The 26618-nt window shown below is 50.7% G+C and carries 22 protein-coding genes; 13 read left to right on the top strand and 9 right to left on the bottom strand.

What is annotated here, in order from left to right; all coding sequences use genetic code 11:
* Nucleotides 1–50: 50 nt before the first annotated feature.
* The 6 genes from HZU72_RS08690 to HZU72_RS08665 all read left to right on the top strand — a co-directional run bounded on the left by HZU72_RS08690 (nucleotide 51) and on the right by HZU72_RS08665 (nucleotide 5820).
* On the top strand, nucleotides 51–863 hold the full coding sequence (locus HZU72_RS08690) for an ABC transporter substrate-binding protein (protein WP_035584945.1): 813 nt from the start codon (nucleotides 51–53) through the stop codon (nucleotides 861–863).
* Between the two features lie 84 nt (nucleotides 864–947).
* Complete coding sequence (lhpI, locus tag HZU72_RS08685; protein WP_180091427.1) at nucleotides 948–2732, top strand: cis-3-hydroxy-L-proline dehydratase; 1785 nt, start codon at nucleotides 948–950, stop codon at nucleotides 2730–2732.
* Between the two features lie 3 nt (nucleotides 2733–2735).
* Nucleotides 2736–3401 carry an amino acid ABC transporter permease gene (locus tag HZU72_RS08680; RefSeq protein ID WP_035584948.1) on the top strand — a complete coding sequence of 222 codons (666 nt, stop codon included), beginning with the start codon at nucleotides 2736–2738 and terminating at the stop codon, nucleotides 3399–3401.
* Between the two features lie 10 nt (nucleotides 3402–3411).
* Nucleotides 3412–4062, top strand: a complete 651-nt coding sequence (locus tag HZU72_RS08675; protein WP_180091426.1) for an amino acid ABC transporter permease — start codon at nucleotides 3412–3414, stop codon at nucleotides 4060–4062.
* Nucleotides 4055–4777, top strand: a complete 723-nt coding sequence (locus HZU72_RS08670) for an amino acid ABC transporter ATP-binding protein (RefSeq protein WP_144811122.1) — start codon at nucleotides 4055–4057, stop codon at nucleotides 4775–4777. Before HZU72_RS08675 ends, HZU72_RS08670 begins: the two co-directional genes overlap by 8 nt.
* 8 nt (nucleotides 4778–4785) lie before the next feature.
* A complete protein-coding gene (locus HZU72_RS08665; protein ID WP_180091425.1) occupies nucleotides 4786–5820 on the top strand; it encodes a trans-3-hydroxy-L-proline dehydratase in 1035 nt (344 codons plus the stop codon).
* A gap of 103 nt (nucleotides 5821–5923) precedes the next feature.
* On the opposite strand, the gene HZU72_RS08660 is transcribed toward HZU72_RS08665, so the two are convergent.
* A complete protein-coding gene (locus HZU72_RS08660; protein WP_180091424.1) occupies nucleotides 5924–7987 on the bottom strand; it encodes a TonB-dependent siderophore receptor in 2064 nt (687 codons plus the stop codon).
* Between the two features lie 575 nt (nucleotides 7988–8562).
* On the opposite strand from HZU72_RS08660, the gene HZU72_RS08655 reads away from it, so the two are divergent.
* Nucleotides 8563–9273, top strand: a complete 711-nt coding sequence (locus HZU72_RS08655) for a Crp/Fnr family transcriptional regulator (RefSeq protein WP_180091423.1) — start codon at nucleotides 8563–8565, stop codon at nucleotides 9271–9273.
* 198 nt (nucleotides 9274–9471) lie between these two features.
* Nucleotides 9472–10185: a Crp/Fnr family transcriptional regulator gene (locus tag HZU72_RS08650; protein ID WP_180091422.1), complete on the top strand. Its 714-nt coding sequence runs from the start codon at nucleotides 9472–9474 to the stop codon at nucleotides 10183–10185.
* A 129-nt stretch (nucleotides 10186–10314) separates the two neighbouring features.
* Here the strand turns inward: HZU72_RS08650 and HZU72_RS08645 are convergent, their stop codons facing one another.
* The 5 genes from HZU72_RS08645 to HZU72_RS08625 are packed head-to-tail and all read right to left on the bottom strand — an operon-like array spanning nucleotide 10315 to nucleotide 15215.
* Nucleotides 10315–11541: a metal-dependent hydrolase family protein gene (locus HZU72_RS08645; RefSeq protein WP_180091421.1), complete on the bottom strand. Its 1227-nt coding sequence runs from the start codon at nucleotides 11539–11541 to the stop codon at nucleotides 10315–10317.
* 36 nt (nucleotides 11542–11577) lie between these two features.
* The gene (locus tag HZU72_RS08640) at nucleotides 11578–12885 is read right to left on the bottom strand and encodes a TRAP transporter large permease (protein ID WP_180091420.1); all 1308 of its coding nucleotides are present in this window, start codon (nucleotides 12883–12885) and stop codon (nucleotides 11578–11580) included.
* Between the two features lie 10 nt (nucleotides 12886–12895).
* On the bottom strand, nucleotides 12896–13396 hold the full coding sequence (locus HZU72_RS08635; protein ID WP_180091419.1) for a TRAP transporter small permease: 501 nt from the start codon (nucleotides 13394–13396) through the stop codon (nucleotides 12896–12898).
* Nucleotides 13393–14022, bottom strand: a complete 630-nt coding sequence (locus HZU72_RS08630) for a TetR/AcrR family transcriptional regulator (RefSeq protein WP_180091418.1) — start codon at nucleotides 14020–14022, stop codon at nucleotides 13393–13395. The genes HZU72_RS08635 and HZU72_RS08630 overlap by 4 nt, the downstream gene beginning before the upstream one ends.
* A gap of 56 nt (nucleotides 14023–14078) precedes the next feature.
* Nucleotides 14079–15215, bottom strand: coding sequence for a C4-dicarboxylate TRAP transporter substrate-binding protein (locus tag HZU72_RS08625; RefSeq protein ID WP_180091417.1), 1137 nt, complete (start codon nucleotides 15213–15215; stop codon nucleotides 14079–14081).
* A gap of 173 nt (nucleotides 15216–15388) precedes the next feature.
* Between HZU72_RS08625 and HZU72_RS08620 the strand changes: the two genes are divergently transcribed.
* The 4 genes from HZU72_RS08620 to nadS all read left to right on the top strand — a co-directional run bounded on the left by HZU72_RS08620 (nucleotide 15389) and on the right by nadS (nucleotide 17450).
* Complete coding sequence (locus tag HZU72_RS08620) at nucleotides 15389–16111, top strand: AzlC family ABC transporter permease (RefSeq protein WP_180091416.1); 723 nt, start codon at nucleotides 15389–15391, stop codon at nucleotides 16109–16111.
* A complete protein-coding gene (locus HZU72_RS08615; RefSeq protein WP_180091415.1) occupies nucleotides 16108–16419 on the top strand; it encodes an AzlD family protein in 312 nt (103 codons plus the stop codon). Before HZU72_RS08620 ends, HZU72_RS08615 begins: the two co-directional genes overlap by 4 nt.
* Nucleotides 16420–16830: 411 nt before the next feature.
* Nucleotides 16831–17169 (top strand): type II toxin-antitoxin system RelE/ParE family toxin, encoded by a 339-nt coding sequence (locus HZU72_RS24115; RefSeq protein ID WP_180091414.1) that lies wholly within the window; start codon nucleotides 16831–16833, stop codon nucleotides 17167–17169.
* Entirely contained in the window at nucleotides 17166–17450 is a 285-nt protein-coding gene (gene nadS / locus HZU72_RS08605; protein WP_180091413.1) for a NadS family protein, read from the top strand. Before HZU72_RS24115 ends, nadS begins: the two co-directional genes overlap by 4 nt.
* Before the next feature lie 271 nt (nucleotides 17451–17721).
* Here nadS and HZU72_RS08600 read toward each other — a convergent pair whose 3' ends face one another.
* The gene (locus HZU72_RS08600; RefSeq protein ID WP_180091412.1) at nucleotides 17722–18225 is read right to left on the bottom strand and encodes a hypothetical protein; all 504 of its coding nucleotides are present in this window, start codon (nucleotides 18223–18225) and stop codon (nucleotides 17722–17724) included.
* A 631-nt stretch (nucleotides 18226–18856) separates the two neighbouring features.
* On the opposite strand from HZU72_RS08600, the gene HZU72_RS08595 reads away from it, so the two are divergent.
* Nucleotides 18857–19393 carry a hypothetical protein gene (locus HZU72_RS08595; protein ID WP_180091411.1) on the top strand — a complete coding sequence of 179 codons (537 nt, stop codon included), beginning with the start codon at nucleotides 18857–18859 and terminating at the stop codon, nucleotides 19391–19393.
* Between the two features lie 695 nt (nucleotides 19394–20088).
* Here HZU72_RS08595 and HZU72_RS08590 read toward each other — a convergent pair.
* Together HZU72_RS08590 and HZU72_RS08585 are read right to left on the bottom strand one after the other, a co-directional pair.
* Nucleotides 20089–23868, bottom strand: a complete 3780-nt coding sequence (locus HZU72_RS08590) for a BPTD_3080 family restriction endonuclease (RefSeq protein WP_180091410.1) — start codon at nucleotides 23866–23868, stop codon at nucleotides 20089–20091.
* A complete protein-coding gene (locus HZU72_RS08585; RefSeq protein WP_180091409.1) occupies nucleotides 23865–26585 on the bottom strand; it encodes a site-specific DNA-methyltransferase in 2721 nt (906 codons plus the stop codon). The genes HZU72_RS08590 and HZU72_RS08585 overlap by 4 nt, the downstream gene beginning before the upstream one ends.
* Nucleotides 26586–26618: the final 33 nt, after the last annotated feature.

The following is a 26618-nucleotide window of genomic DNA, read 5'->3' as shown; positions in this document are numbered from 1 at the left end:
TAAGTTTGCTGTTTCTTACAGCCAAGCAAAGCCCACCTAGGAGGTCAAGAATGATAAACAAGACAGCCCCATTAGCGCTTTCCGCTATCTTGAGTGTATCCGTCATCGGTCAGGCGCAGGCTGACAAACTCGATGAAATAATTAGCTCTGGCACCCTACGTTGTGCTGTCACCCTGGATTTTCCCCCCATGGGATTTCGAGACGATGACAACCAGCCTGCCGGCTTCGATGTCGACTACTGTAACGATCTGGCCAATGTCCTCGAAGTCGATGCTGAAATCGTTGAAACCCCCTTCCCTGACCGCATTCCTGCGCTGGTCTCCGGGCGCGCTGATGTGATCGTGGCCTCCACTTCTGACACCTTGGGGCGCGCCAAAACCGTTGGCATGTCCATTCCCTACTTCGCTTTCCAGATGGTCGTCCTAACCCGTGACGACACTGGTATCGATCAATATGATGATTTGCAGGGTCGCCCTGTTGGCAATACCAGCGGTACCTACGAAGCCATGGCACTGGAGAAAGATGTTGATGAGTGGGGTGATGGCAGCTTCCGTGCTTATCAAACCCAGAACGATACTATTCTCGCTGTCGCCCAAGGCCATATTGATGCAACCGTGGTCACCAACACAGTGGCATCCTCGACCCTTGAATCCGGCAAATATGAAGGTCTTAAAATTGCTGGCGAAGCGCCCTATGTCATTGATTACGTATCACTGGCAGCCAATCGCACCGAATACGGCCTACTGAATTACCTAAATCTATTCGTCAACCAGCAAGTACGCACTGGGCGTTATGCGGAACTCTACGACAAGTGGGTGGGCGGCGAACCCGTCGACCTGACCGTACCCGGCGTTTATTACTAATAGCCACGTAACACAAATCCAATCACAACCATGTATCGCGCGCCGCCCGAGCGGCGCGCCCTTTCCAACGAACGAGATGACGCTATGTCTGATATTTCGCTCACCGGTCGTAGTTTGGTTTGTGGTTCAGCCCAGGGCGAACTACTGTATACCGACGTTGGCTTGAGCTTTTGGGGTGGTGTCGATCCGTTCAGTGGCGAGATTATTGACTGTCATCACCCGTTGAGAGGCCAGTGTATTGCCGGGCGCATACTCGCACTGCCTAGTGGACGCGGCTCCTGCACTGGTAGCAGCGTGCTACTTGAACTGCTTACCGGCGACAACGCCCCCGCCGCGCTAATATTCGCCGATCAAGAAGAGATCCTGACCCTAGGGGTCATCATCGCCGAAACACTGTTTAAATCCTCGATTCCAGTAGTGTGCGTCGGCCCAGAACTGTTTACCACGCTGCGCCAAAGGCGCTTTGCGCGTATTGAAAATGAAACAATAAGCTTTTTCGATACTCCTCCCTTAGGAGATTGGGCGGCAAAGGTGAACAACACCGACTCTACACCAGCGCCCGTCAGGCCAACCCTCTCCCGCGTATCGCTCAGCGAAAGCGACCAGGCGTTCCTTAGTGGTCATCATGGTAAAGCGGCTCAGGAGGCGATGCGCATCGTGTTACGAATGGCTGAGCTTCAGGGCGCAGACCAACTGATAGACATCAGCCAAGCGCATATAGACGGCTGTATTTACACCGGCCCCGCCAGTTTGCGTTTCGCTGAACAGCTAGTTGAATGGGGGGCACAGGTGAGTGTTCCCACCACCCTCAATGCTATTTCTGTTGACCAGTGCCGCTGGCGGGCCCAGGGCATCGACCCCGCTTTCGGCGAACCTGCCAGTGCGCTAGGCAACGCCTATATGGCCATGGGCGCGCAACTCAGTTACACCTGCGCGCCCTATTTACTCGACAGCGCCCCTAAGGCAGGCGAACAGATCGTCTGGGCCGAGTCTAACGCCGTCGTTTATGCCAACAGTGTGCTCGCGGCACGAACGCTGAAATACCCTGATTATCTGGATATTTGCATCGCCTTAACGGGGCGGGCTCCCTATATTGGCGCTCATCGAGACCAGGGGCGTATTGCCACGCTGCGTATTGACATTAAGCCACTCGATACACTGGATGACGCTTTCTGGCCGTTGTTGGGGTATCACGTCGGACTGCTCTGCGGCAGTGAGATTCCCTTGCTTTGCGGACTGGAAGAGACAGCTCCCAGCCGCGATGATCTCAAAGCATTCGGTGCGGCCTTCGCTACTACCTCCGCTGCACCGATGTTCCACATCAGCAAGATTACCCCTGAAGCGATGAGTGAATCCCGGGCCCTGGGGGAACTACCGCCTTTACGCCAGCTAACGGTTGAACCCGCGGATCTACTCACTAGCTGGTATGAACTGGATCACGCTGAGGCGCGTCAAGTCGGCCTTGTCTCCTTGGGCAATCCGCACTTTTCGCTAAGCGAATGCGCGGCACTGGCGAAGCTCTGTACTGGACGCCATAAACATCCGGATGTCGCCATGGCAGTAACGCTCGGGCGGGCAGTTTATGCCGACGCTAGCGCGGCGGGGTACGTCACTACCCTGGAGCGTTTCGGTGCCCAGCTTATCAACGATACCTGCTGGTGCATGCTGGGTGAGCCTGTGGTGCCGCCAACGGCGCGCACCCTAATGACTAACTCGGGGAAATATGCCCACTACGCCCCTGGGTTAGTCGGTCGTCAGGTGCACTTCGGCAACCTTGCTGAGTGTGTCGAAACCGCCTGCAGCGGAGAGGCCAGTGGCCGGCTACCTACCTGGCTAACAGGCGTTGCAACTCGTCAAGGAGCACACTGAGCCATGTTTGATTACACCTTCCAGTGGCGTACTGCCTTAAGAGCCCTGCCGGATATGCTCGAAGGCGCTGTTGTCACCTTTGAGACCGCGGCGCTATCGATGATCTTCGGTGTCTTAATCGCTCTTGCCTTGCTGGCGATGCGGGAGACCCCCAACCTTGCTACGCGGGCATTGGCAGGTACCTGGGTGTCAATCGCTCGCAACACCCCTGCTCTGTTCCAGATCTACATCGTCTATTTCGGCCTAGGCGCCATCGGTTTGCATGTCAGTTCCTGGGCTGCCCTGTTAGCCGGTATCACCTTCAATAACGCTGGCTACTTGGCTGAAAATTTTCGTGGCGGCCTCAAAGCAATACCCGATACCCAAGTCCGTGCGGCCCGCTCCTTGGGAATGAGCAGCTTCCAGGCGTATCGCCTGGTGGTGGTGCCGCAACTACTGCGGATCGTGTTTTACCCCATCACCAACCAGATGGTGTGGGCGGTATTAATGACGTCGTTAGGGGTAATCGTTGGCCTAAATAACGACCTCACCGGGGTGACCCAGGATTACAACGTCAGAACGTTCCGCACTTTTGAGCTGTTTGCGCTGGCAGCGGTGATCTATTACCTGATCGCCAAACTAATCGTAGCGATAGCCCGGCTGTTGGCCTGGCGCTTATTCCGCTATTGAGGGCCTGACCATGTTTTCAACTAGCTTTACCTGGAACGACCTGCTGTTTCTGCTTCAAGGGGCCTGGGTCACTCTGTTACTGACGTTTTGGTCGATGCTACTCGGTACCTTTCTTGGCGTCTCTTGTGGGCTACTCCGCGCGCTACTGCCCAGAGCAACGATTCCGCTGGGGTGGTTTCTGGATATCTTTCGCAGCGTGCCGCTGCTGATCCAATTTGTGCTGTTCAATTCGCTCAAGAGCATTGTGGGCCTGGATTGGAGCGCTTTCACCGTGGGCTGTGTGGTCCTTGGCGTGTATGTAGCCGCTTTCTGCACCGAGATTGTTCGCAGCGGCGTGCTGTCGGTGCCCCAGAACCTGCGTTTGGCCAGTCGCTCGCTGGGCATGACCTACTGGCAAGACCTGCGTTATGTGGTAATACCACTAGCGACCCGGGTCGCCTTTCCCGGCTGGCTCAACCTATCGCTTTCGGCCATGAAAGATACCGCGCTGGTCATGTGGATCGGCATCATTGAATTGCTCCGCGCCTCCCAGGCCATCGTCACGCGCATTCAGGAGCCATTACTGGTGCTGTGCATCGCAGGGCTTATTTATTACCTCATTAGCTTGGTGGTATCCCGCCTAGGTGCCCAAGTGGAAAAAAGGTGGCAGCAGAATGATTGAGATCGAAAAAGTACATAAATCATTTAAAGATTTAGAAGTGATCAAAGGGGTTGACCTGACGGTACAAAAAGGCGAGGTGGTCTCCATAGTGGGAGGCTCCGGCTCGGGGAAATCAACCTTGCTGATGTGCATCAACGGCTTGGAAAATATCCAAAGTGGATCGATTAAAGTCGACGGCACCGAGGTGCATGCTAAGGGCACCGACATCAATCAGTTACGCCAGAAAATTGGCATTGTCTTCCAGCAGTGGAACGCCTTTCCCCACTTGAATGTATTAGAGAACGTTATGTTGGCACCGCGCAAAGTTCAGGGCAAAAGTCGTGCTGAAGCCGAAGAGTTAGCTGTAAAGCAACTCACCCATGTGGGCCTTGCTGATAAGCTCAAAGTGTTTCCCGGCAAGCTCTCTGGTGGCCAGCAGCAGCGCATGGCGATTGCCCGGGCGCTGGCTATGACGCCAGATTATATGCTCTTCGACGAAGCCACTTCTGCGCTAGACCCACAACTGGTAGGTGAAGTACTCGACACCATGCGCCTACTGGCTGAAGACGGCATGACGATGATTCTGGTTACCCATGAGATCCCGTTCGCACGAGACGTATCAGATCGCGTGGCCTTTTTCCGTGAAGGCCTCATTCATGAGATTGGCCCTCCCGATCAAGTGATAGATAACCCGCAGAAGCCGGAAACAGCCGCCTTTCTCAAATCAGTGGTCTAGAGGTTCACATGCGTTCAAGCAAAGTCATTCATGTTGTCAGCTGTCATGCCGAGGGAGAAGTCGGAGATGTCATCGTAGGTGGCGTCGCCCCACCACCTGGCGATACGTTATGGGAGCAATCGCGCTGGATTGCACGCGATGAAACCCTGCGCAACTTTATGCTCAATGAGCCACGTGGGGGCGTATTTCGACACGTCAATCTACTGGTGCCGTCAAAAGACCCTCGCGCCCAGATGGCATGGATCATCATGGAGCCCGCCGATACACCACCGATGTCCGGTTCTAATTCGCTCTGTGTCGCAACTGTGCTGCTCGATAGCGGCATTCTGCCTATGACGGAGCCTGTTACCCATTTGGTACTGGAAGCGCCGGGGGGGCTGGTTGAGATTACCGCGCAGTGCCGAGACGGCAAAGCCGAGAAAGTTGAAGTGCATAACGTACCGTCCTTTGCCGACAAAATTGACCGCTGGATCGAGGTTGAAGGGGTAGGATCGCTGCAAGTCGATACCGCCTACGGGGGCGATAGCTTTGTCATTGCCGACCCCCAACAGCTGGGGTTTTCACTGCATGCTGATGAAGCAGCCGATCTAGTCGCCACCGGCCTTAAGATCACCCATGCTGCCAATGAACAGCTGGGGTTTACGCATCCATTGAATCCACAATGGTCACATATATCTTTTTGCCAAATAGCGGCACCGGTGAGCCACGAAAGCGGCGTAGCAACCGCCACGAATGCGGTGGTGATTCGTCCTGGTAAGATTGATCGTTCCCCTTGCGGCACAGGCTGTTCTGCACGCATGGCGGTGCTGCACGCGAAGGGTCAATTGAAAGTTGGGGAGCCCTTTATCGGTCGATCTATTATCGGTTCGGAGTTTGAATGTCGAATCGTAAGCCCATGCGATATAGCGGGTCGCCCAGCAATTATTCCTAGTCTAGCCGGACGCGCCTGGATTACTGGAACTCACCAGCATTTACTCGATCCCAGCGACCCATGGCCAGAGGGTTATCAACTTTCAGACACTTGGCCGAGAGATTTAAAATAGACTGAAACATCCAAAAATTGTTAGTCATAAACTCGTCCACTACCTGCGTCATCCGCAGATAGTGGACACTCATTAAATAAGGGTTTTAGTTCGAGATAGCCCTTTACCAACTATATTTCACACTGCCAATCACACTGCGGGATTCACCGTAGTAGCACCAGTATTCACAGCTGGCCACGTACTCTTTATCGGTAAGGTTGTTGACGTTGACCTGAGCCTGCCAGCCGTCAGCAAACTCATAGCCCACCATGGCATCGACCAGGGTGTAGCTATCCACTGCTGTGTTGTCGGCGACGCTGGTATCAACGGTGCTGCCCACATAACGAACACCACCACCCAGCGTCACGCCATTTAACGCGCCGCCGGTGAAGGCGTAATCCAACCATGTTGATGCTTGGTGGCGCGGGATTAACGGCGCACGCTCATCGCCTTCCAGGCGGGCATCGGTGTAGGTGTAAGCCGCGGTGACTTTTAACGCATCGGTAATATAACCAACCCCTTCCAGCTCAAAGCCTTGAGAGGTTCGCTTGCCCTCTTGTACCTGGAAGCCTGCTGGAGAGGTCACTAGAGTATTGGTCTCTTCTAGATCAAAAACTGCCGCCGTTACATAGCCATCCCAGTCGAACGGCGCCAACTTAGCGCCTATTTCCCACTGACGACCTTCACGGGGATCATACAGGTCGCCCGCATCGTCTACTCTACCCACTGGGTCAAATGACTCGGTGTAGCTAACGTAAGGATTAACGCCGTTTTCACCCAGGTACATTGCGCCACCTGACCAAGACACTTGGTCGTCATCTGAGCGCTGAGTGGTTCCTGCGGTTTGATTACGGTTATCCGTTTCCGCCTGGTCGTAGCGTACGCCGCCCAACAGCACCCAGCGGTCATCAATACGCAGCTGGTTTTGGGCATACAGTCCGGTCTGCTCTTTATCGATTTCCCGAGTTTGCAGATCTTCTTCCGCAATCGGCGTAAAGTTACCGTAGGTTGGATTAAAGATATCAATCGGCTCGCCGAACGCATAGTTATCCCCTTCCTGGCCACTAAGGCTCAAGTTTTGGTAATCAACACCCAGCAGCAGCGTATTCTCGGTGCGATCACCGTACCAAGTACCCACCATGCGGTTATCAATCGTCCAGCTATCAATGGAACCATCGCGATAAACCAATCCACGGGATGCGCGTCGATCATCAACCATGGAGAGCGCGTAGGTGCTGCGCAGCTCTAAGTCCAGTTCGCTGTAGCGCAGATCTTGCTCAAACGACCAGGTATCGTTAATAGCGTGGCGAAGCTCATAACCAAGCCCCCACTGAGTGCGTTTATCCTGGTCATATCCAGGTTCACTCAAGTTGGTCTGTGGGTCGATGTGGCCAAAGGGGGTGTTTTCCACAGTGCCATAGGGCAGCTTAAAGCCATTAACGGGAACGCCATCATCTTTTTGCACGCTGGCTAAAAAGGTAACGGTAGTGTCTTCACTAAGATCAACCGCCAGGCTCGGCGCAAAATAGTAGCGCTCGTTATCCGTGGCGTTTAAATCGCCGTCGCGCTCTTTGTATAATCCCACCAAGCGATAGCGCACATCGTCTGACTCTCCCAGCGGCCCGCTGGTGTCAATGCCAACTTGGCGATGGTTGCGATTGCCAATCTGTAAATTAAACTCCCCTTGAGGCGTCTCAGTCGGACGCTTACTGACCGCATTGATCAAGCCCCCAGGAGGCGCCTCACCGTAAAGAATCGATGAAGGCCCTTTAAATACCTCGATACGCTCCAAACCATAAGGCTCGGGTAGCCACTGATAAAACCCTTCGCGGTAGATACGCAGACCATCTTGGTAAGTCGATTGATCAAAACCGCGCACCTTGAGCCAATCGGTATTGTTATCGCTACCGTAATGGCCCGACAGCACGCCCGCACGATAGCGGAACGTTTCATCTAGCTGTTGGACGTTACGGGCTTCCAGTTCTTCACGGTCAACGCTTGAGACCGGACGTGGCGTCTCTACTAGCGGGGTATCGACTTTTAGCGCCGTGGCGGTAACCACCACGGTATCGTTGGAAGTGGTTTCTTCCTGAGCATAGGCAGATGCGCAAAAGAGCGCCGCAGTGACGGGGATCAGTGCGGAAATTGAGCGCGCCAAAGGACGACGGGCAAACGGCAGACGAGGCATGATAGAGTCTCAGTTGGAATTAGGAGCAAAGAGGAAGCAGAGAAATAAGCATCATGATAATCGTTGTTATTAGCATTCATGATAGCGCTTTTGAATAGATGCTTTCAATGGCCTAATGCGGGGTTTTTCAACGCTGACTGAGCTCGACACCAACAGACTGTACCCAATGCATCTCAACTGCTTAGATGCTTTAGCAGTTGAGATTTGAGAAGAGAAGCGCTGCGTTCCCTGCAGCGCAAAGTGCAACGTCCTGTTTAGGCATTTCCGTTGCCACACTTATGGGTACATTAAACAGTTAGCTATCTGTTGGCTGTGCGCTGGCGAACACGGGGGTGAAAACTCCTGCAATAACTATCCCTCTCCAACTATTCTCTCTTATACAACGCGTTGTTTCTAAGCCTGTTCCAAGAGGCTTATGTGCGTTAGCGTGCTGAGTTGGCCTGCCGATAGCCTATACTAAAACGATGTCTGTATAAAAATTTGTGATAACAGTAAAAAGCATTAGAAAATAACATCTTACTCAGACAGTTGTGATCAAAAGCTGCGCGATAGCCAACAACAGGGGGAGAGGTGCGATGCTAGAACCCCAGCAGAACGCTCTGCTTGGCTTATTACCCGAAGAAGACCTTGCGCATCTGTTGCCTCATCTTGAGCAGGTTACATTGTCCTTGGGTCAGTCACTCAGCGAATCCGGCCGGCAAATGAGCCACGTCTACTTTCCTCTTGATGCCATCGTTTCGCTGCTTTGCGTGATGGAGGATGGTGCCTCGACCGAAATCGCAGTAGTGGGTTATGAAGGGATCGTTGGTGTCTCTCTGTTCATGGGTGGTGAGACCACCCCCAGCCGAGCGATTGTGCAGAGTGCAGGGACGGCTTACCGCCTTAAGGGGCAATTACTCAAAAACGAATTCTATCGCGCGGGCCCCATGCAGCGACTACTTCTGCGCTATACCCAGGCCTTGCTGACGCAGATGGCACAGACAGCGGTATGCAACCGCCATCACAGCGTCGATCAGCAGCTATGCCGCTGGCTGCTGCTCAGCCTCGACCGGCTACCGGGCGACAAACTGATTATGACCCAAGAGCTAATTGCCAATATGCTGGGCGTGCGGCGTGAAGGCGTGACCGAGTCCGCAGGGAAACTCCAGCGAGCAGGGCTGATTTCCTACAACCGCGGGCATATCACCGTCATTGACAGGCCTGGGCTAGAGAAGCGGGTCTGCGAGTGTTACGCGGTGGTTAAGCGCGAGTACGACCGCCTACTCAACCACCATGACGTAATGTAATCCTTCAATCCCTACTATCCATCTACCCGTAAACACCCTTCCAGCGTTATGTACGCTAGCGTGCCGACGCTTGATTTACCCAATGTAATGTACGCATAGTCCGTCAATAACGCTGATGATGGCCTATCTGCAGCCGACATCAAAATGATTTACACCTTCATTGTGCCGTTTGCCAGGTTCTTATAACCGGAGAGGCACATGACGTCTATTTTAAACGTTCCCGCTGCCAATCAACTCCTTGTTGAGTTGCCGGAAGTCGAGCGAAATGCCTTTATGGCTGCCTGCGACACCGTGGAGCTTAGCTTTGGTGAAGTGCTGTTACAGCCCACAGAGACATTTACCCACGTCTATTTTCCCATCGATAGCTTCATTTCACTGATTGTCGTCATCGATACGGAAAAACAGCTGGAAGTCGCGATGGCGGGCCGGGAAGGAATGCTGGGCAGCTCCTTAGTGTTAGGCATTGATGAGGCGCCACTACTCGCGCTGGTTCAAGGGGCAGGTTCGGCCCTACGCATTGACGCTGGAGCCTTTCAACAACTACTCCTTAGCACTCCGGTATTACATCAGCGACTAAAGCGATATATCTATGTCGTGATGAAGCAGCTGGCGACATCTGCGGCGTGTAATCATTTTCATCGAATTGAAGAGCGCCTCGCCCGCTGGCTGCTGATGACTCAGGATCGCGCTGGTACTGATCAGTTGAATCTGACTCATGAGTTTCTGGCTATGATGCTCGGGGTTAGACGTGCAGGCATTACCCTGGCAGCGATAGCCATGCAGACGCGTGGTCTAATCCGTTACCAGCGTGGAACCATCACGGTGCTTGATCGACTAGGCCTAATCGAGGCCTCCTGCGAGTGCTATAGCGATGATTGCGCGTTATACGCCAAAATGTTGCCGGTGTTATAGAGGAAGAATGCGTAACGCTTGATCAAGCGTTTAATAAGCCCCTCCTCTGCAACGCCAACGGGCTACGTAAAGAGGCCATTGGTTGGCCTCTTCATTACGCAGCGTTTTATTAAGCAGCATTAAGCCTGACTAAAGTACGTTTTTGTAAGCCACTCCCCCTTTCATAATCAGCATAAGCTGCTCATCCGGCTGAGTAAGCACATTAATGTCGTCCAAAGGATTGTTTTGAAGCACGATGACGTCTCCCCTTGCGCCTGGAATAATCTCGCCAAAATCACCGGTATGGCCATAAGCGTCGGCGGCGTGGCTTGTCGCTGCACGAATCAGTTCATCGGTGGGCACTACATCCTTACGCAAATTAAACTCATTAAGCTGATGGCGCTGCATCCGACCGAGTAAGTCAGAGCCATATAGCATTTTAACCCCATGGCGTTGAGCCATTTCCAGTGCCTTACCGCCAGCATCCAGCACATCATAAACCTTGCGTTGTAGGTGCTCAGCCATACCCGCCTCTACACCTTCCTTCGCCAGGGCATCGTAAGTGCAGAGGGTCGGAGTAAGATAAGCGTCGTACTCAAGGAATAGCCGACAGCTCTCCTCGTCCATGAGGTTGCCGTGCTCTATGGTCTTGACGCCTCTTGGGATAAGCCGGTTGATAGCGCGCGCCGTATAAGCATGTGCCATGGTGTGAATATTAGCGGCGGTGGCTTCTTCCACAATGGCATCAATTTCCTCAAGCGAGAACTGAGTGCTGTCTATACGGTCGGTAGGTGAAGAAACGCCGCCAGAGGCCATAATCTTGATCTGAGTGGCACCTTTTCTAATCTCGTCCCGGGCGGCTCGTCGTACTTCACTAACACCGTCGCAAACACGACCTAGACCAGCGCAGCAGAAGCAGCCTTCAAAGGTTTGCTGACCTGGGCCACGCATGTCGGCATGGCCACCTGTCTGAGAGAGTGCATTCCCGGCGTACATGATGCGCGGGCCGACCAGAGCGCCTTCGTCTACAGCCTTGGCTAGCCCGTAATCTGCACCACCAGCGTCACGCACGGTCGTGAATCCGCGCATCAACATGGCTTCCAACAGCTCGCTTGATTTGGCACCGACATAGAAAGGCGAGAGCGTCTCAAGCAATGCAAAATTGGGTGTAATTGCCGTGACGTGTACATGCGAATCAACCAGACCGGGCATCAGGAAGTAGCCTTGAATATCGATGACGTGATCATCACTGCCCTCTAGCGGCGAATCGCTCACATCGACGATACGGCCATCCTGAATACGCACCTGCTGGTTGGCGAGTACCTTTCCGTTGCGCGTGTCGATGACGTTGGCATTAATAAAACGTGTCGTTGTCATGAGTGTTCCTTGTGGGTATTCCAGGTGAGAGTGGCGTTAAAACATTTTTTGAGGGAGGTAGAGCGAAAGCGCTGGAATCAGCACGATCAGCAACAGGGCAACAATATCCATGACGATGAACCAGGTGACGCCCTTGAACACTTCAGACAAGGTGACGCTATTGCCCAGGGCTCCTTTGATGACATAAACATTGAGCCCGATAGGCGGGGTGACCAGCCCCACTTCAAGCAGCTTGACGACGATGATGCCGAACCAGATCAAGTTAAGGTCTGCGCCTTCTACTAAGGGCAGGATTAGCGGCAGAGTGAGCAGCAGTAAGCCAATGGAGTCGATGAACATGCCCAGCACAAGATAGATCAGTGCCACAGCGAGAATGATCCACCAGGTCTCGGTGCTGACGCCGAGGATTATTTCGGAGAAAGCAGCGGGCACGCCACTCATGGCTAGAAAACGGGTGAAAAACAGCGACCCAATGAGAATAATAAAGATGCTTGCCGTGCTCACCGCTGTGCGAATCAGCGCTTCCCGAATGGCTGAAAAGGTTAGCGTGCGCCGTGACAAGGCGATCAGAGCTGCAATGGAAGTACCCACTGCTCCCGCTTCGGTAGGCGAGAAAATACCCAGAAAAATCCCACCAAGGACTGAGCCGATCAGCAGTGGCAACGGCCAGATATGCTTAAAGGCATCCCATTTTTCGTCCCAGCTAGAGCGCACATCGGTGTTGCCCGCCAGGCTGGGGTTAAGCTTGGTTCGCACCATGATCATGGCGATGTAAAGCAGCGCTGAAAGCACACCGGGAATGAAACCCGCCATAAACAGCTGGCCCACCGACACCTGGGCATAAACACCATAGAGCACCAGCAGCACGCTTGGGGGAATCAGCGAGCCGAGTGTTCCAGATGCTGCCACGGTACCTGTGGCCAACCCCTTGTCGTAGTTATGCTTGAGCATTTCGGGCACGGCAATACGCGACATGGCCGCCGATGTTGCGACGCTAGAGCCGGAGGCTGCGGCAAAGAAGGCAGAGGCCATTACGCTGGAAACGGCCAGACCGCCAGGCAGGCGCGCCAGATAAAGGCGCATGGCATGAAACAGGCCTTGGGTCATATTAGTGCTAGTACACAAATAGCCCATAAACAGGAACATAGGTGCCGCGGTCAGCTCCCAGGTGCCTGCAAAGTCGAACGGAGTGGCCGAAATCATCCCCCAGGCCACACGCATGCTGGTCATTTCACCAATGCCGATAATCGACACTAACCCCAGTGCCACGCCGATTGGTACGCGCAGGGCGATAAGGGCCAAGGCGATGGCAATGCCTGCCACGCCTATCTCGATATTACTCATTAGGAAACTCCTACAGGGCTTGGCGTTGTTGCAGCGCCTTAATCATGTTGGCGAGGATGGCCAGGCACATGGCTGCGAAGCCAACCGGTAACGCCCAGCGACTGGGCCATAGATAGAAGGTGAAATTGGCCATGGCCGTTTCCATTCGAACCGTAGCGCGCACTGCATCTAGATAGCTCTGGTAGCAGAGCATGCCGAAATAGAGGAGCCCCAGGGTGCTGGCAAACAGGTAAAGCACCAGTTGGGCGCTAGGCGGAAGCCTTCCCACCAGCACATCCACGCTGATGTGTTCCCGCTGAAGCTCCACATAGGCAAGAGGCAGAAAGACGACGGCGACCATGTAGTAAAAAGACACAAATTCCAGGGTGCCGGTAAACGACTTTCCGAATAAGTAGCGCAGCCCAACATCGAGTGAGACATGCAGCGCCATAAGCACCAGAAAGAGGGCCGCCAGCACCATGGCACTTTTGGCGATCCACTGGCTCAACGACTCTACGTGTTTAGCGATCATACAGGCTCACTCCTCTTCGCATCTGAGGCAGAAAAACCCAGCTCCAGAAGCGTCTCTTTCCAGAACAGCAACATATCGCGGTAGAGTTCAGGGTCATCTCGCCAAATACTTTGCGCTCCCATACCCCGCATCATGCACAAGGTGGCATTCAGGGCGACGCGATTCTGATGTGACGTGTGGTTGGCGCTGGCAACCAGTTGCTCCCAAATCTGCTCCAAAGAGTCATTGAAATTGGCTGCCAGCGGCACTAGCACTCTCATGATGTCGGGGTCGGTACGTGCGTTAGTGAGGTATTCGAGGGTCACCATATAAAGGTCACCCTTGAAGTGCTCATGCAGTGCTTTAAGCAGGTTGTCAAAGTTAAGCTCGCCTGCTTTAACCTTCACGGCCATCTCTCTTACGCTTTCGACTTCGCGACTCAGCAAGTCCTCCAACGCCGCCTGCATCAATAATGTCTTAGAAGGGTAGTGGTGAACTAAAGCGCCACGGGAAACGCCCGCCAGACGTGCGACATCCACGGTTGAAGTGGCACGAATGCCCTTCTCGAGAATGCATTCGATAGTCGCTTGCGTGACCCTGGCCTGGGTTTGGCGTGAGCGTTCTTCTTGATTCTGTCGCTTCGTCATAGCGAACCCTTATTTGGCCTAGGCCGCCTCAATGCGACGGCCTAAGAGTCGCAGCGTTAATAAATTCCGTAGTCTGCAGGAAGCTTATTGTAGATTTCTTGCATGGCCAGTTCGGCCAGTGCCTCTTCGTCTTCGCGATCAATCTCGCTAATTAAGGCATCCCACTTTTCGTAGGTCGCGATGAAATCATCAATCAGCGCTTCGGGGTCTTCAACGCCATACTCATCACGAGCCTTATCGTAGACGTTTGCCAACGCTTCATTGCGGAAAGCTTCCACGGAAGCCATCAGATCCTTTTCGGGCTCGTAGATGTTGTTGCCGTGGGAGGCGGCTTCTTCCAGTGCAGCTTCAGAAGCGCCCAGATACTGGACAATCATGCGTGTCATTGCCTTGGCAGTCGCTTCTTTGAAGACATCACGCTCCTCATCGTTGAGACTAGCCCAAAAACCTGAATTGAAACCCCACTGAGGGCCAGACCAATACATGCCGGTAGGCAGCAGCGTGGTGTGCTCGGCAACCTCCCACAATGAGCGGTCAATCAAGTCGTTAGCCGCATTAGAGGCGCAGTCCAACGAGCCACGATCGAGACCGCTATACATCTCACTGGAAGGCACATTGACGGGCGTTCCCCCGGCTTGCTCGACCCAGGCAGAAACAGTCGAGCCTGCGGTACGAATACGCTTACCCCGCAGCTCTTCAAGATTGCGGACTGGCTCGCGGCAGAACAGCACATAGGAAGGCGTGTTATAGGCGCCCAGGTAGACAATATCCAGTTCCTCCCACTCGGCTAGCTGAGTCGGATTATTAAGGCTGAAGTCTGTCACCGCCAGTATGCCTATCAGTGGGTCATCATAGTTAAACCCTAACTCCTGCACGGCATTCGCTACCGGCATTTCAGAAGGTGTGTAAATAGCCGCATGGTGAGCAACCTGAACCACGTTATCCTGGATACCCTGCAGGTTAGCGCGTGGTGCCAGCAGTACGGTACCGGTATAAACCTCGGGTTGCAGTTCACCGTTCGAGAGCTCCTTGACCATTTCTGCCCACTCGATGTAACCGTAGCGGGAGTGGGGGTGTTGTTGGTCATAAAACGAATTGGCAATAAAGGATGTTGCGGCATGGGCCGAAGAAGCAACGACAGGCAAGACCAGCGCTCCAACGGCGAGTGTCAGCGTATTACGAGTGAAGTTCATATAGTTTCCCGGGCCGATTTAATCGGCTGTTTTTTCTGTTGTATCACTTTGTATTGTTGACACGTCACCCGATGTGGCGCGTGTACATAATTCAATCTAGACTTCAAATAATAAAAAAACAAGCAGGTCTGTTTGTTTTTGATACGACCTGCTTCGCATAGAAAGGTTAAGCAATGAAAATAAAAGAAAATCCTACTCGGCTGGATATTGCGGGTACCTGGCAAGGGATTCGTATGATGCTACCTTTGGCGGTTTTTACGATCGCTTTTGGGTTGGCGTTTGGCGTAGCCGCTGTGCACCAAGGGTTGGCCGGCTGGGAAGCGATGCTAATGAGCCTGTTTGTCTTCGCGGCGCCATCGCAATTTGCTGCCCTTGAGATGTGGCATTCGCCTCTGCCACTGCTTGCTCTGGCAGCGGTCACACTCGCGATTCATACCCGGCATATGCTGATGAGTGCGGCGCTTTATCCCTGGCTCAAGGCGTTACCTCAACGCCAGCAATTCGCTATGGTGATTCTGCTAACCGACTCCAACTGGGCAATGGCACTGGGAGAGTATCAGCGCGGCGAGCGAAACCTGGGCATTCTTCTAGGTGGCGGTATCGCGCTGTGGGGCGCCTGGGTCGGAGGTACTGCGATAGGGCTAGCCTTTGGTGGGGGCATTACCGAGCCTGAACGCTTTGGCCTTGATGTGATCATGCTGTGCTTTCTGCTGATGATCGTTGTCGGTGGAAACCCACGAGCAGCAATGGCCCTACCCTGGCTGGCAGCAGCGGCGAGTGCATTAATGGCGTACTGGTGGCTGCCGCCTTACCTACATGTGATGGTGGGCGCGATTACTGGTGGCGTGGTGGCGGTATTGTTACCCGGACGCTGGTTAAGGGAAAGCGCCTCATGAGCTCATCACCCGTGTGGCAGTCGTTGATAGCCATCATGCTAATGGTGGTGATTGCATATGGATCCAGAGTGCTGGGACTACTAATCATGTCGCGGGTGCCGCTAGGCCCACGCGTGCGGCGATTCGTCGATGCCATGTCTAGTTCAGTCCTGATTGCCGTCATTACACCTATCATCGTGCATGGTGACGGTGGCGTTCGGCTCGCTGCCATTGCGGCGGGTACGGTGGCGGTAGTGATGAGGAATCCGTTGGTATCAATTGCAATGGGTATGCTTTGTGCTGCTGGTTGGCGCTGGTGGTTTGGGTAATATCGTAAAAAACGGCGGGCTTGAAAGTCTCAGAAGTACGCAGGGGATAACTAGAATCAGATATACCGCAGCTCCAGGGACTAATTACTCCCTGCATTTGAAATAGGTAAATATAGAAATGGTGGGCCCAGTAGGACTTGAACCTACGACCAAGGGATTATGAGTGCAACCAAACAAATTTCGGGATCGCGCCTGCAATGCGGAAACAAAGGTTTTTCAATGAGTTAAGGTTTTCCATGGTTTACATTACTCACATGATTTTCACCCTGTTAACAGCCAAATAACAACCAGGCGGCGACCAGTTGGCAACCAAATTACAGCCAGCTACAGCAAAATGCAGAGTCGATAATTGATAACCCAAAATGTACTATGTACACTAAAATACGCAATGGCTAAAGGAAGTGCCTCAAAGTGAGTCATGCGATTGAATTTATCGAAACCCCAACGTTCACACGCCAGATCCATGCCATTGCCACAGACGACGAATTAAAGGAACTACAACGCACCCTGATTGCTCAACCCAACAAAGGTGACCTAATTCAGGGCACAGGTGGGTTGCGCAAAATACGCATGGCGTTGGGCAACCAAGGCAAAAGCGGCGGCGCCAGGGTTATCTACTTTTTGGCAACGGCAGAGAGAATCTATCTGATACTGGCCTACCCCAAGAGCGTGAAGGACAGCTTAACGCCTGCTGAAAAGGCCGCACTGAAAATACTTACCCACCAATTGAAGGGGGAGGTTTCCAAATGAGCATTTTTGACGAACTGCAAACATCGCTGCAGGAAGCCGTTGAAATCAAACAAGGCAAAGCCCAAGCCAGCCGCATCACACGCCATGAGTTGGCTGATGTAAAAGCTATCCGAGCAAAACTACACGTCTCTCAAGCCGAGTTTGCCGAGGCTATGGGAACCAGTGTGGACACCATCAAAAGCTGGGAAACCAAGCGCCGTAACCCTACAGGGCTAGCCGCCAAGGTACTGGCGACGATTCAGGACAACCCAGCTTTTTTCAACGAACTTGCTTCGCATTAGCATCTATTATTCAGCTCACTCGCCCGGCCATAGCATTACGTCGTGAAGTATTTGATCGGATTACTACCCCCTTCAAACACATAAGCACAATAAATGGATAAGTTCAAATAAGGAGATAAAGACTTGTGGAATAACTATAAACCAGTGGCCAGTTCAACTTGACCACTATAGTAATAAAACTACCATAGTTATATTGATATAACTTATCCCATGATTTTATTTGTGTAAAAAAATTTACATTAATTAATAAAGTGAATATTAAATCAGATAATTAAAAAATTTTCTTTTCTTTTTCTCTATTTTTTCCGTTAACTTCACAATCACACAAATTTATAAAGACATTATTAAAGAACCCAATAGCCCCAAACAAAACCAGCAATGGCTCTAGCGACGCGAGTTTTGTACTGAAAGCTGCGGCCAAGGCAATAATCTCTTTTCCACCCTGAGAAATCTTATTTTTTATAAACTCGTCAAGTCTACGCATCACATCCCCTAAAGGGCTATCTAATTTTTCGCAAAGGTTAAACTGTTTTTTTCCACATATCCATTCTTTAAGGTCAACCCCTTTTTGTCGAGCTTCGCTTATTATTCTTTCAATGAACTTTCTCACTGATAAAGCATTTAATGAATCGACACGGGCTTGTAAACCGCCATCATAGTCTATTACTTTTTGCTCAATATCACTTGGCTCCATGAATTTTCTTAAATCTGGTAATGATGCAGCATCAATTAGAGACTTCTCAAGCTTTCCTTCATAGTCATGAATGGATGGCATATCTCCCCCTCTTATTATTAAAAAACCAATAAAAATTACAGAAGAAATCTCATCGCTTTATGTTAATCGTACTTAAATGAGAAATTTTCGCATATTAAAAACCGTCTCTACAAAATCTATCCGCCTTTACCATCTCAATTTAGCTAACTTTTCGAATTCTGCTATATTAAATCTGTACAAGATGGCCGTGAAAAACTCGAACCATTGGCCGTTTCAGAAAATGCAACCGTTAAGTTACTCTAATCGTTATCTAATCAGCCTAGCAACTGTTAGAACGGTCTCGGTGGGGGTAAAATATGGAAAATTATGAAGAAATTATTAGAGAGTTGATCGCCAAGCTTGCGAAAGAGAATCTTGGTTCAGAACATGCTGATTCCTTACTAGAACACCTTTCGCAGGACGAGTGGGCTCATCTCGAAATGCAGATATCGGCATATGTAACGAACAGCCTTTGGAAGTGTTTCCCGTCAGGAGTTGACGGGAATAGCAAGAATGTCGTCTGTGCACTTCCGAATAATCTAGAAATAGTTTCTCGGTCTGCAGCTGTTCAATGTCAAAATAGTAGCTGTTTTGAATTTTTTTGTGGTAAGCATAAGCTTTATAAATGCCCACTTTGCGGGGGTAGGGTTCAATGAATGCAAGGGCCAAAGAGTATCCCGCCGCCCCCAATGCATACGAAGCAGTGGTTTCTTCTTTCCCAGGACTATGCGGTGTTTTATTAGGTTTTGTGGGAGCATATTTTGTAGCTGTTACTCTCGGAACATGGCCTAAGCTGGAAAGCACGTATGAAGCTTGGCCGCTTGTTTTTTCCGAGCATTTTAAGTTTTCTGTATCGGTTCCACGTCGTATTCTAGTTTCTCTTTCATGCGTGGGCGCGGGAGCGCTTTTGCTGGTATCGATGATTAAAGCCGTTAGCGCTCAAATGCTGTACTGTGCGGAGCAGCTGGATAATGTTATCGATGTGCAACATAAAGCTATGGTTCAAAAATGGCACTCAGATCGAGATTCAGCCGTATCCAAAGCAATTTTAGCCTTTCACTTTGCAGTTCCAACGATTGCTCTTTCTCTATTCTTTCTCCTTGATCATGGGCTCGTAGCCGCTGGCGTTTACATAGTTTTTTTCTGGTACGGAAAATATTTCCTTTCGTGGTGCAAGGAGCGTTGTTAAGGAAACGCTGCACAAACCCTGTCGTAGCTGCCTGATCACCAGCGGCGGGTAGAATCTTACCACTACACACCGTCTGACAGAGCCATCCAATGAAGCAGATCTCGTTCGCCTAAGCTGAGCACCAGAATAAGAAGAAGTCCACTCGCCGCAAGCGTATCCTGGCCCTGATGCAGGCCCTGGTGCTATGACAAAGGCTGATTGGTGCGTTTCGCCATCCCACCTCTTCAACGGGCCGGGTGATCATCTGTTGGATTGAGAGCATAAGGGACCGGAGCGTGACCATGCTTGCCCAGTGCTTGATGTGTTAGGAATTCGGTTGATAAGGTATTACCATGTTGTACTTGTAAACGTAAGCGTTATAGCCCAGCTAACGCCGTTTCGATTGCACAAAACGTAAATCTGAAAACGTCAGATGGAGCATCATGAAAATACATTCAACTACGGATCACTTAAAGACCCCAGCATCAGCTGCGCTGAATGTAAGGTTTATAACTTTGCGAATGCGTCTAGTCTCGCCACCAAATTAATAGCATTTAAAACAGACATCTCGATCTATTTCAGCAGGCTAGAAGTGACACCCAGCCCACCAAAATAATTTAACAGCTTCGCAATTTTTTATCTATTAATAGCTCATTATCAACCATACCTTTAAAGTTGCTAGAAATACATTACTTCTCCTTGGCACCAAAATCTAATTATTTATACTTCACATTTGATTTCAGGCAAACTCCTTGAACATTAGCTTCTATACATTTTAGATCTTTTTCCAGTCTGCCTAGGATTTTTTCAAATTTCTTCTCAGTTATATTTGCCTCTCCATCATCCGCCAGTAACTGGTTTACTTTTTCGAAGAGGGCACTCTTTGAAATAGAATTAGGCGCCTCCACTCCTTTCAAACTGATCAGGACAGCTGCGTACTGGCTATCAAACGTATCAGTAATTAATTCCTTTGCACTTACTGCACCACAAAGCAGCGTTGCCAGTGCAAACAAGCCTATCGAAATAGCATCTGATGATGCATCGGTCATCGCATAAACATCACCGCTAATAGATACGGAACCCACTGAAAGTGGGGGAAGGCTCAATAAGCGCTTCAGATTAATTCTTGTAACCTTTGCCTCAGATAAATCTCCCGAAGTTACGGAGATCATCATATCCATCATTTCGTCAGCATTTTGTCTCCCAATGCGACGAGAGGTACTAGGGCTAACCTCCTCAGACCAAATATCATGAGCTTTCAGCCAATGAATGAACTCTGACTCAGATAGGTGTTGATTATCGTTATTACCTCGTTCTTTCGTATGCGAAAGCAGATCTTCATTACCACCCAAAATTAGCGATTCATCATCCCACTTGGCAAGCGCAAATTCATTGATCAGGTTAGGTAGGTCGGTAGGCTCCGTAACGACTCGATAGAGCCACATTCCCCAACCACCATCTTCGTTTACAGCATTTACCCAACGTTCAGCGGCTTTCACCTTGAGATCTGCGTCGTCGCCGTACTGACCTTTTATCTCCAAAACGAGATTCAGCCCAATATCAAGCTGAGCGATGAAATCAGGAATATAACGAGACGGAACGCCGTGCTTACGGTATGGAACGTAGAAGCCCAAGTGCTCATTTTTTACCCACCTAACGACACCTGGATGGACATCCAGCGCGAAGCCCGCACTTTGCTCCCATTTCTTGGTATCAGCGACCATGGCATTTAGATGGCATTTAGTGACTGAATAGACAGACTTAGTTGTATGATAGTCAACGTAGTGGGTACTGCCCCGGCCGGATGCACCCTTTGGAATTCGCGGTAATTCCGGGCTATCTACTAAACCGCCAGAGCCCTTTCGCACGGCCTCGAACAAGTTGTCTACGGCTTGCTGTTGGTATTTGCCGACCAGTAGCACGTCGCATGGTTCTGCGCTGCCCTTGCAGTTGATTTTCTCGTGTAGGAATCGCTTAGCTGCAAACGCTACCTTTGGAAACAGGACGTGTACTGGCACGGTCTCAGCCTCAGAATCCCCCTGTTCAGCCTGCCAGCGCTTGCAAACCTGCTGCGCTAACCGGAAAGCTACCTGCTGATTTCTAAATTGCTTCCGCCAAGTAGACAAGTTCAATACGGGCCTCTGTCCTGGCCCGTATTTAGCCAGGCTACCTTCCGGCGATGTCATTGAGTTCATCTCGACCTGATCCGGCACTTCTTTGGGGTCGATCGTAAGCTGCGGAATTTGATCCCAGCTTACGTGTACCTCGAATGTCTGTGGGCTGTAATACCCCTCCACTAGAGGGAATTCGATCTCGTACTTTTCTTTTTCCGGATCGCTAAAAATGTGATTCGGCTCTTTTGGTGGCTTTGGATCTTTGGTGTCGGACACTTTGAAAGGAACCAGTTCAAAAGGAACACCGAACACCTTGGCCGTTTCTTCCTCGAACTGATCAGTTTCTTCGTTGAGCGCGTAGCTGCGACGCCTAAGCGCACGTCCAATCACCTGCTCGCAGAGCAGTTGTGATCCGAACGGCCTCAACCCAACAATGTGAGTGACAGTATTGGCATCCCAGCCTTCTGCCAGCATCGAGACAGACACAATGCATCGAATATTACGGCCAGGAGGAACACGTTCATCGATCCATTTATACGCACCATCATTATCGTCACTGGCCGCTTTCTCATTGTTCTTTCGAACAAGTTCCGACCACTCTTCCGGCACCTTACCTCCTGGCCAAGTCTTCTTGCCAATGGTGTCTAAGATAAACCGTAACCGGCGGGTTTCATCTTTAGTCCCACCCTCTTCAAGATCCTCCACCACTTTAGAGTCAACACGGACAGTGACTTCCTCACCCTTCTGGTTCCTGAACCAGTCTGGAGCCTGACCGTAATTACCATCATTGTCAGCCAGCCAATTAAATACCTCAGCGGCTACCTTGGTATCTCTACAAACAACAATAAAAACGGGAGGAACAGGGTGTAAATCTTCCTTGCTGTCTTCTTGCCACTGCTGGAAGCGCATGTGCCAATCCTGGGCAAGGGTAGTAATAGGCGCAGCCGCATAGGTCATTACAATCTGCGGATTGAGCTTAGTGCCTAGCCCGTCTTTTTCGGCCATCGACTCGACCCAACGCCAGACATTAAAATAACCTGCATCTTCTTCCCCGGTAATGTCACGAGTCGGCAATTGGGGAATTTTTACTAAGCCAGACTCGATTGCATCCAGCAACCCAAAATCGGACACGATCCATGGGAATGGCTTACCGACCTCATTTCCGGAGCCTTGGATATAAAAGGGCGTGGCAGACAAATCGATACAGAAGCGAATGCCTTTTTTACGGCCACCTGCCAGCTTATTAATCCGGTCCAGACCCTCAATCCAGATCGTTGCTTCCTTGGCATTTTTCTTCGCGAGAGTCGCGTCATCTTCAAGGTCTAATTCAGCACTCGACTCGCCACGACGGTACGCGTGGTGAGCCTCATCATTAAAAATAAGCCAGTGGGGACTACGCCCCTTGCCGGAGCCGAGTTCCTGGCGCATCCTTTTGAACCAGGCTTGGTCAGATTCGAAGTACTTAACTTCGACTTCCTCGTTGGCCTTACCCGCATTCTTGACCACTTCCACCGGCTCACCAGTTTTCACAACCTTGGCTGATGTGCCGTTAACAGTACTGGTCTCTTTTTTCGCCAATCGATGCCAATTGGCGATCATTACCTCACCTCTACGGAGCTCCTCCATCCGGTGCGGCGGCACCAATTGCCTGGTCCGGTAAAGACTGTTGTCTCCTAAAGACGGATTGAGCTCCTGCAAACGCTCCCTTATCGTCACGTTCGGACATACGATCAAAATAGTATCGGAGAAACGCTCGTCCGTTGGTGAAGCAACATAGTTCAATATTGACCAAGCAGAGAGCATCCCCATAACGGTGGTTTTCCCAGTACCGGTCGCCATTTTGCAGGCATAACGAGTAAACGCACGAAAACCAGCTTCTCTTGTAGATTCGCCGGGGTGATCAACTGGAATTTCAGGTAACCCTTTTAGGTATACCGGGTTTGCTTCAACAAGAAAGATAATTGCTTCGGCGGCTTCTATTTGCGCATAAAACAGACGTTGTTTTCGAAGAGTTCCATCACCCTGCCAGAGCTCCATTAATTCCTTACTGACTGATGAAGCGCCGTCATAAGGAATACCCGTAAACCCTCCTGCACGCCACTCTTTAATGCGTTGCCGGAGCCAGTTCACCAAAGGGATATCTTCCTGCTGACCTATGCCCAGGTCACCCTCCAGGCTCAATTGGTCTTTAACCTTACGATTCCGACCACTACTTTCAGGAACGCGATAGAAATAACTGGCAGGCCGCCGGCCTGAAGCTTTAAGCGGCTGATTACCCTTTTCAATCTGCCAGAAAAATTCAGGCTCTCTGAAGGGCGAGTTTATAATTGGCGATTCAATCTCATTCGAAGCGATCGGGGCAGAAACTTTCGGCTGACTCATGAGTTTGCCTCCGATGCTTCTCGCACAACCATCAGCTCGTTACCACGATCATCGATAACCTTTACTGCAATTCGCTTATTGCGACCAAGCACAAAAGGCTCAGAAATCGTTCCTGCAAGATGCTCCCAGACCGAGGCGTCAAACTTGGCTTTCAACGACCTCTGAAGATTGTCCCAAGCTGAGGTTTTCGGAAAAAACACTTGGCGGGCGATAAAAGCCATTCCGTTATAATCCGTATCCAGCATCCAACATGGCAGGTTATCTGCCTCTATAGACTCCGTCTCCAAATCCTGTGGCCGGAAAATATCGAGACCTAGCAGCTCTACCTCGAAGAGCTGATTACTATCCGTTGAACTATCACCCGTGAGGCGAAGCTCAAGGTCTGGCAGACCAGTAATGGAGAAAACCTCAGACGACTTACTGGTTTTTAGAAGGTCGGACATAACAACATCCGGTGTTACTGAGACATAAGTGCATGGCAGCTTTAATTTGCCGCGATTCTCAATCAGTTCTCTGGCCTTCGCCTGAATGGCGAAGCCGAAGAAATAAATAGCATCAAACTTCGCAAACCATGCTTCCCTAGCAGCCTCAAGTACAATTCCAGAATCAATAGCGCCATCTTGAGGGCCAAACATCACTGCAATTCGACGGTCTTCACCATTCTGTTCAACGCCCTCCGCATGCAAGTGCTCATACTCGGTACCAAGTGGACGTACACGATCAAACTCAAGAGACTTATTGCCAGGCAGACGCAGCGTTCTACTCTGGCGTAGTACCTCAATCATGCGATCCAAGTATTTTCGTGGTTCATCCTGACTATCATTTTTTTCCTTAATCCCTTTGGTATCTTCCAGGAGCGTGCCGGTGGCCTGTATCGTGGCTTCGACGGTAAATGGCCCGCAGACGCGAGTTATTGTCTTATTAACATCAGGTTTGTCGACAAGCGTTGCGGTTACTGGGCTTTCGTCATTTGCAATAGACTTCAGCGTAATTCGGGGAACCAGTCCTCCGACCTCTTCACCCTTTTTGTTTTGCTTGCGAGTATATTTAAATCCCGCGCTAAGGCCTCTGTCTGGCTCTTTTAACTCGTACCATGGGAAAGTCGCGGTTAGCAGCCTTTGTCTGGCCAGCGCCAATGGAACTCGGGAGGTGTCGCACGAAATCCAACGTCTGCCCCATTGTTCGGCAACATAAGCAGTTGTTCCTGAGCCACATGTTGGATCAAACACAAGATCCCCAGGATCAGTGGTCATTAGCATACAACGTTGAATGGGAAGCATCGCAGTTTGGACTGCATAAGCACGTTTTGGCTCAGCAAACGTGTCATTCCATACATTTGATATTTCCTGAACCGAGAAGTCATCGAGATAATATTTCCATCGCAAGCTCGACTTTAAACCAAGTAGCCTATTCTTCTCTTCGAGCTTCCTCATTCCTTTCTTTGTTGTTTTCCAACTCTTGCCTCGAGGCGACTTATATATAGTTCCATCTAGCTCATAATCGTAAAGACAGGACTCTGTTCGTCCAGATGAAGCAAGGTTCTGACCAGTATAAAATCTTGCGTTTTCCGGCAGCTCATCATGCTTTTTTAAATACTCTGCAATCGTGTACTCATCCCCATTATCTAACTCCACACGATCGAACTCAGAATTTGACTGAAGAGATTTTGGAATATAAAGCTGATTGTATCGGACCTTTTCTTTGTCTTTCGCAAACCAAATTATAAAGTCATTTACTCGGCCTAAATGATTAACCCCGAGAGGGCTTTTAACCCTATACGAGATTATTGCCATGAAGTTATCCTTTCCAAAAACCTCTGACAAAACAGCTTTTACAGAGTCTAGATTTTCATCTGAAATCTGGACGAATATGCTACCGCTTTGTGTTAACAATTCTCGCGCCATTAAAACCCGGTCACGAATGTAAGTAAGATACGAGTGAGATCCAAGCTCCCATGTATCCCTATACGCCTTGACCATCTCTGGCTCACGAATCATTTCATCGTCTTTGCCATGCTTCACATCTCGTTTTCGCACAAAAGGCTGGAAGTTGGATCCAAATTTAACGCCATAAGGCGGATCTACATAAATCATCTGGACCTGCCCGCCAAGCCCCTCATATTCCAGAAGTGAGTTCATTACTTGGAGAGAGTCGCCCAAGACCATTCGATTGGTCCAAGGGCCCTTGTGCTCGTAGGCATCCAACTTGTCCGTAACATCAAGTTCAGGATCCCCAAAAAGGTCCAAGGTGCTACCCGAAGACTTGTAGCTTTCCAGCGTCTCAAGAATTGCTTGTGTGGAATGCCGTTCATGCACGAATAAGGGAATAGTCGGCACGCTAATTTGCTGTCTTTCTGCCTTACCCGCCCAATTAAGGAAAGGCTTGGTGAGGCTTCGAAGGCGAGCGATACATTCCGCCAGCGAATGGAATTTCTCACCAGTGCCGAGCCACACTTGTGGCTCAGAGAATAAGGCCTGTTCGCCTTTGTCGGCAGTTTTTTCTACCAGGCTCAACAACCATTCCGCCATATCGCGCTCTGCATTTTCATCCCACACTAGCTCTGGGGCTAAAGAGGAGTCATAGCGGTAGTTTTTCGGTGGTTTTCTGACATTAAATTCAGGCTGAACACCCACATCCGGGCGCTGCACAGCATCCTGCTGATGGCTATATGTGCCCGATTGCTGTGCGTTTTTTGAATCCTGCTTTCCGTGTGCCATAAAAAACCTTAAAAATAGTTTGCCAAGTTACGT

This window comes from Vreelandella sedimenti (assembly GCF_013416325.1).
Lineage (GTDB): Bacteria > Pseudomonadota > Gammaproteobacteria > Pseudomonadales > Halomonadaceae > Vreelandella > Vreelandella sedimenti.
The sequence above is the reverse complement of the archived record's forward strand: the minus strand, read 5'-3'. Positions and strand labels throughout refer to the sequence as shown.

Excerpts from the sequence above, each read along its gene's own strand:
- HZU72_RS08615 (WP_180091415.1), top strand. The coding sequence starts at position 16,108 with ATGAGCTCATCACCCGTGTGGCAGTCGTTGATAGCCATCATGCTAATG.
- HZU72_RS08665 (WP_180091425.1), top strand. The coding sequence starts at position 4,786 with ATGCGTTCAAGCAAAGTCATTCATGTTGTCAGCTGTCATGCCGAGGGA.
- HZU72_RS08635 (WP_180091419.1), bottom strand. The coding sequence starts at position 13,396 with ATGATCGCTAAACACGTAGAGTCGTTGAGCCAGTGGATCGCCAAAAGT.
- HZU72_RS08590 (WP_180091410.1), bottom strand. The coding sequence starts at position 23,868 with ATGAGTCAGCCGAAAGTTTCTGCCCCGATCGCTTCGAATGAGATTGAA.
- HZU72_RS08620 (WP_180091416.1), top strand. The coding sequence starts at position 15,389 with ATGAAAATAAAAGAAAATCCTACTCGGCTGGATATTGCGGGTACCTGG.
- lhpI (WP_180091427.1), top strand. The coding sequence starts at position 948 with ATGTCTGATATTTCGCTCACCGGTCGTAGTTTGGTTTGTGGTTCAGCC.
- HZU72_RS08670 (WP_144811122.1), top strand. The coding sequence starts at position 4,055 with ATGATTGAGATCGAAAAAGTACATAAATCATTTAAAGATTTAGAAGTG.
- HZU72_RS08675 (WP_180091426.1), top strand. The coding sequence starts at position 3,412 with ATGTTTTCAACTAGCTTTACCTGGAACGACCTGCTGTTTCTGCTTCAA.
- HZU72_RS08645 (WP_180091421.1), bottom strand. The coding sequence starts at position 11,541 with ATGACAACGACACGTTTTATTAATGCCAACGTCATCGACACGCGCAAC.
- HZU72_RS08640 (WP_180091420.1), bottom strand. The coding sequence starts at position 12,885 with ATGAGTAATATCGAGATAGGCGTGGCAGGCATTGCCATCGCCTTGGCC.
- HZU72_RS08595 (WP_180091411.1), top strand. The coding sequence starts at position 18,857 with ATGAATGCAAGGGCCAAAGAGTATCCCGCCGCCCCCAATGCATACGAA.
- HZU72_RS08600 (WP_180091412.1), bottom strand. The coding sequence starts at position 18,225 with ATGCCATCCATTCATGACTATGAAGGAAAGCTTGAGAAGTCTCTAATT.
- HZU72_RS08680 (WP_035584948.1), top strand. The coding sequence starts at position 2,736 with ATGTTTGATTACACCTTCCAGTGGCGTACTGCCTTAAGAGCCCTGCCG.
- HZU72_RS08630 (WP_180091418.1), bottom strand. The coding sequence starts at position 14,022 with ATGACGAAGCGACAGAATCAAGAAGAACGCTCACGCCAAACCCAGGCC.
- HZU72_RS08655 (WP_180091423.1), top strand. The coding sequence starts at position 8,563 with ATGCTAGAACCCCAGCAGAACGCTCTGCTTGGCTTATTACCCGAAGAA.
- HZU72_RS08625 (WP_180091417.1), bottom strand. The coding sequence starts at position 15,215 with ATGAACTTCACTCGTAATACGCTGACACTCGCCGTTGGAGCGCTGGTC.
- nadS (WP_180091413.1), top strand. The coding sequence starts at position 17,166 with ATGAGCATTTTTGACGAACTGCAAACATCGCTGCAGGAAGCCGTTGAA.
- HZU72_RS08660 (WP_180091424.1), bottom strand. The coding sequence starts at position 7,987 with ATGCCTCGTCTGCCGTTTGCCCGTCGTCCTTTGGCGCGCTCAATTTCC.
- HZU72_RS08585 (WP_180091409.1), bottom strand. The coding sequence starts at position 26,585 with ATGGCACACGGAAAGCAGGATTCAAAAAACGCACAGCAATCGGGCACA.
- HZU72_RS08690 (WP_035584945.1), top strand. The coding sequence starts at position 51 with ATGATAAACAAGACAGCCCCATTAGCGCTTTCCGCTATCTTGAGTGTA.
- HZU72_RS08650 (WP_180091422.1), top strand. The coding sequence starts at position 9,472 with ATGACGTCTATTTTAAACGTTCCCGCTGCCAATCAACTCCTTGTTGAG.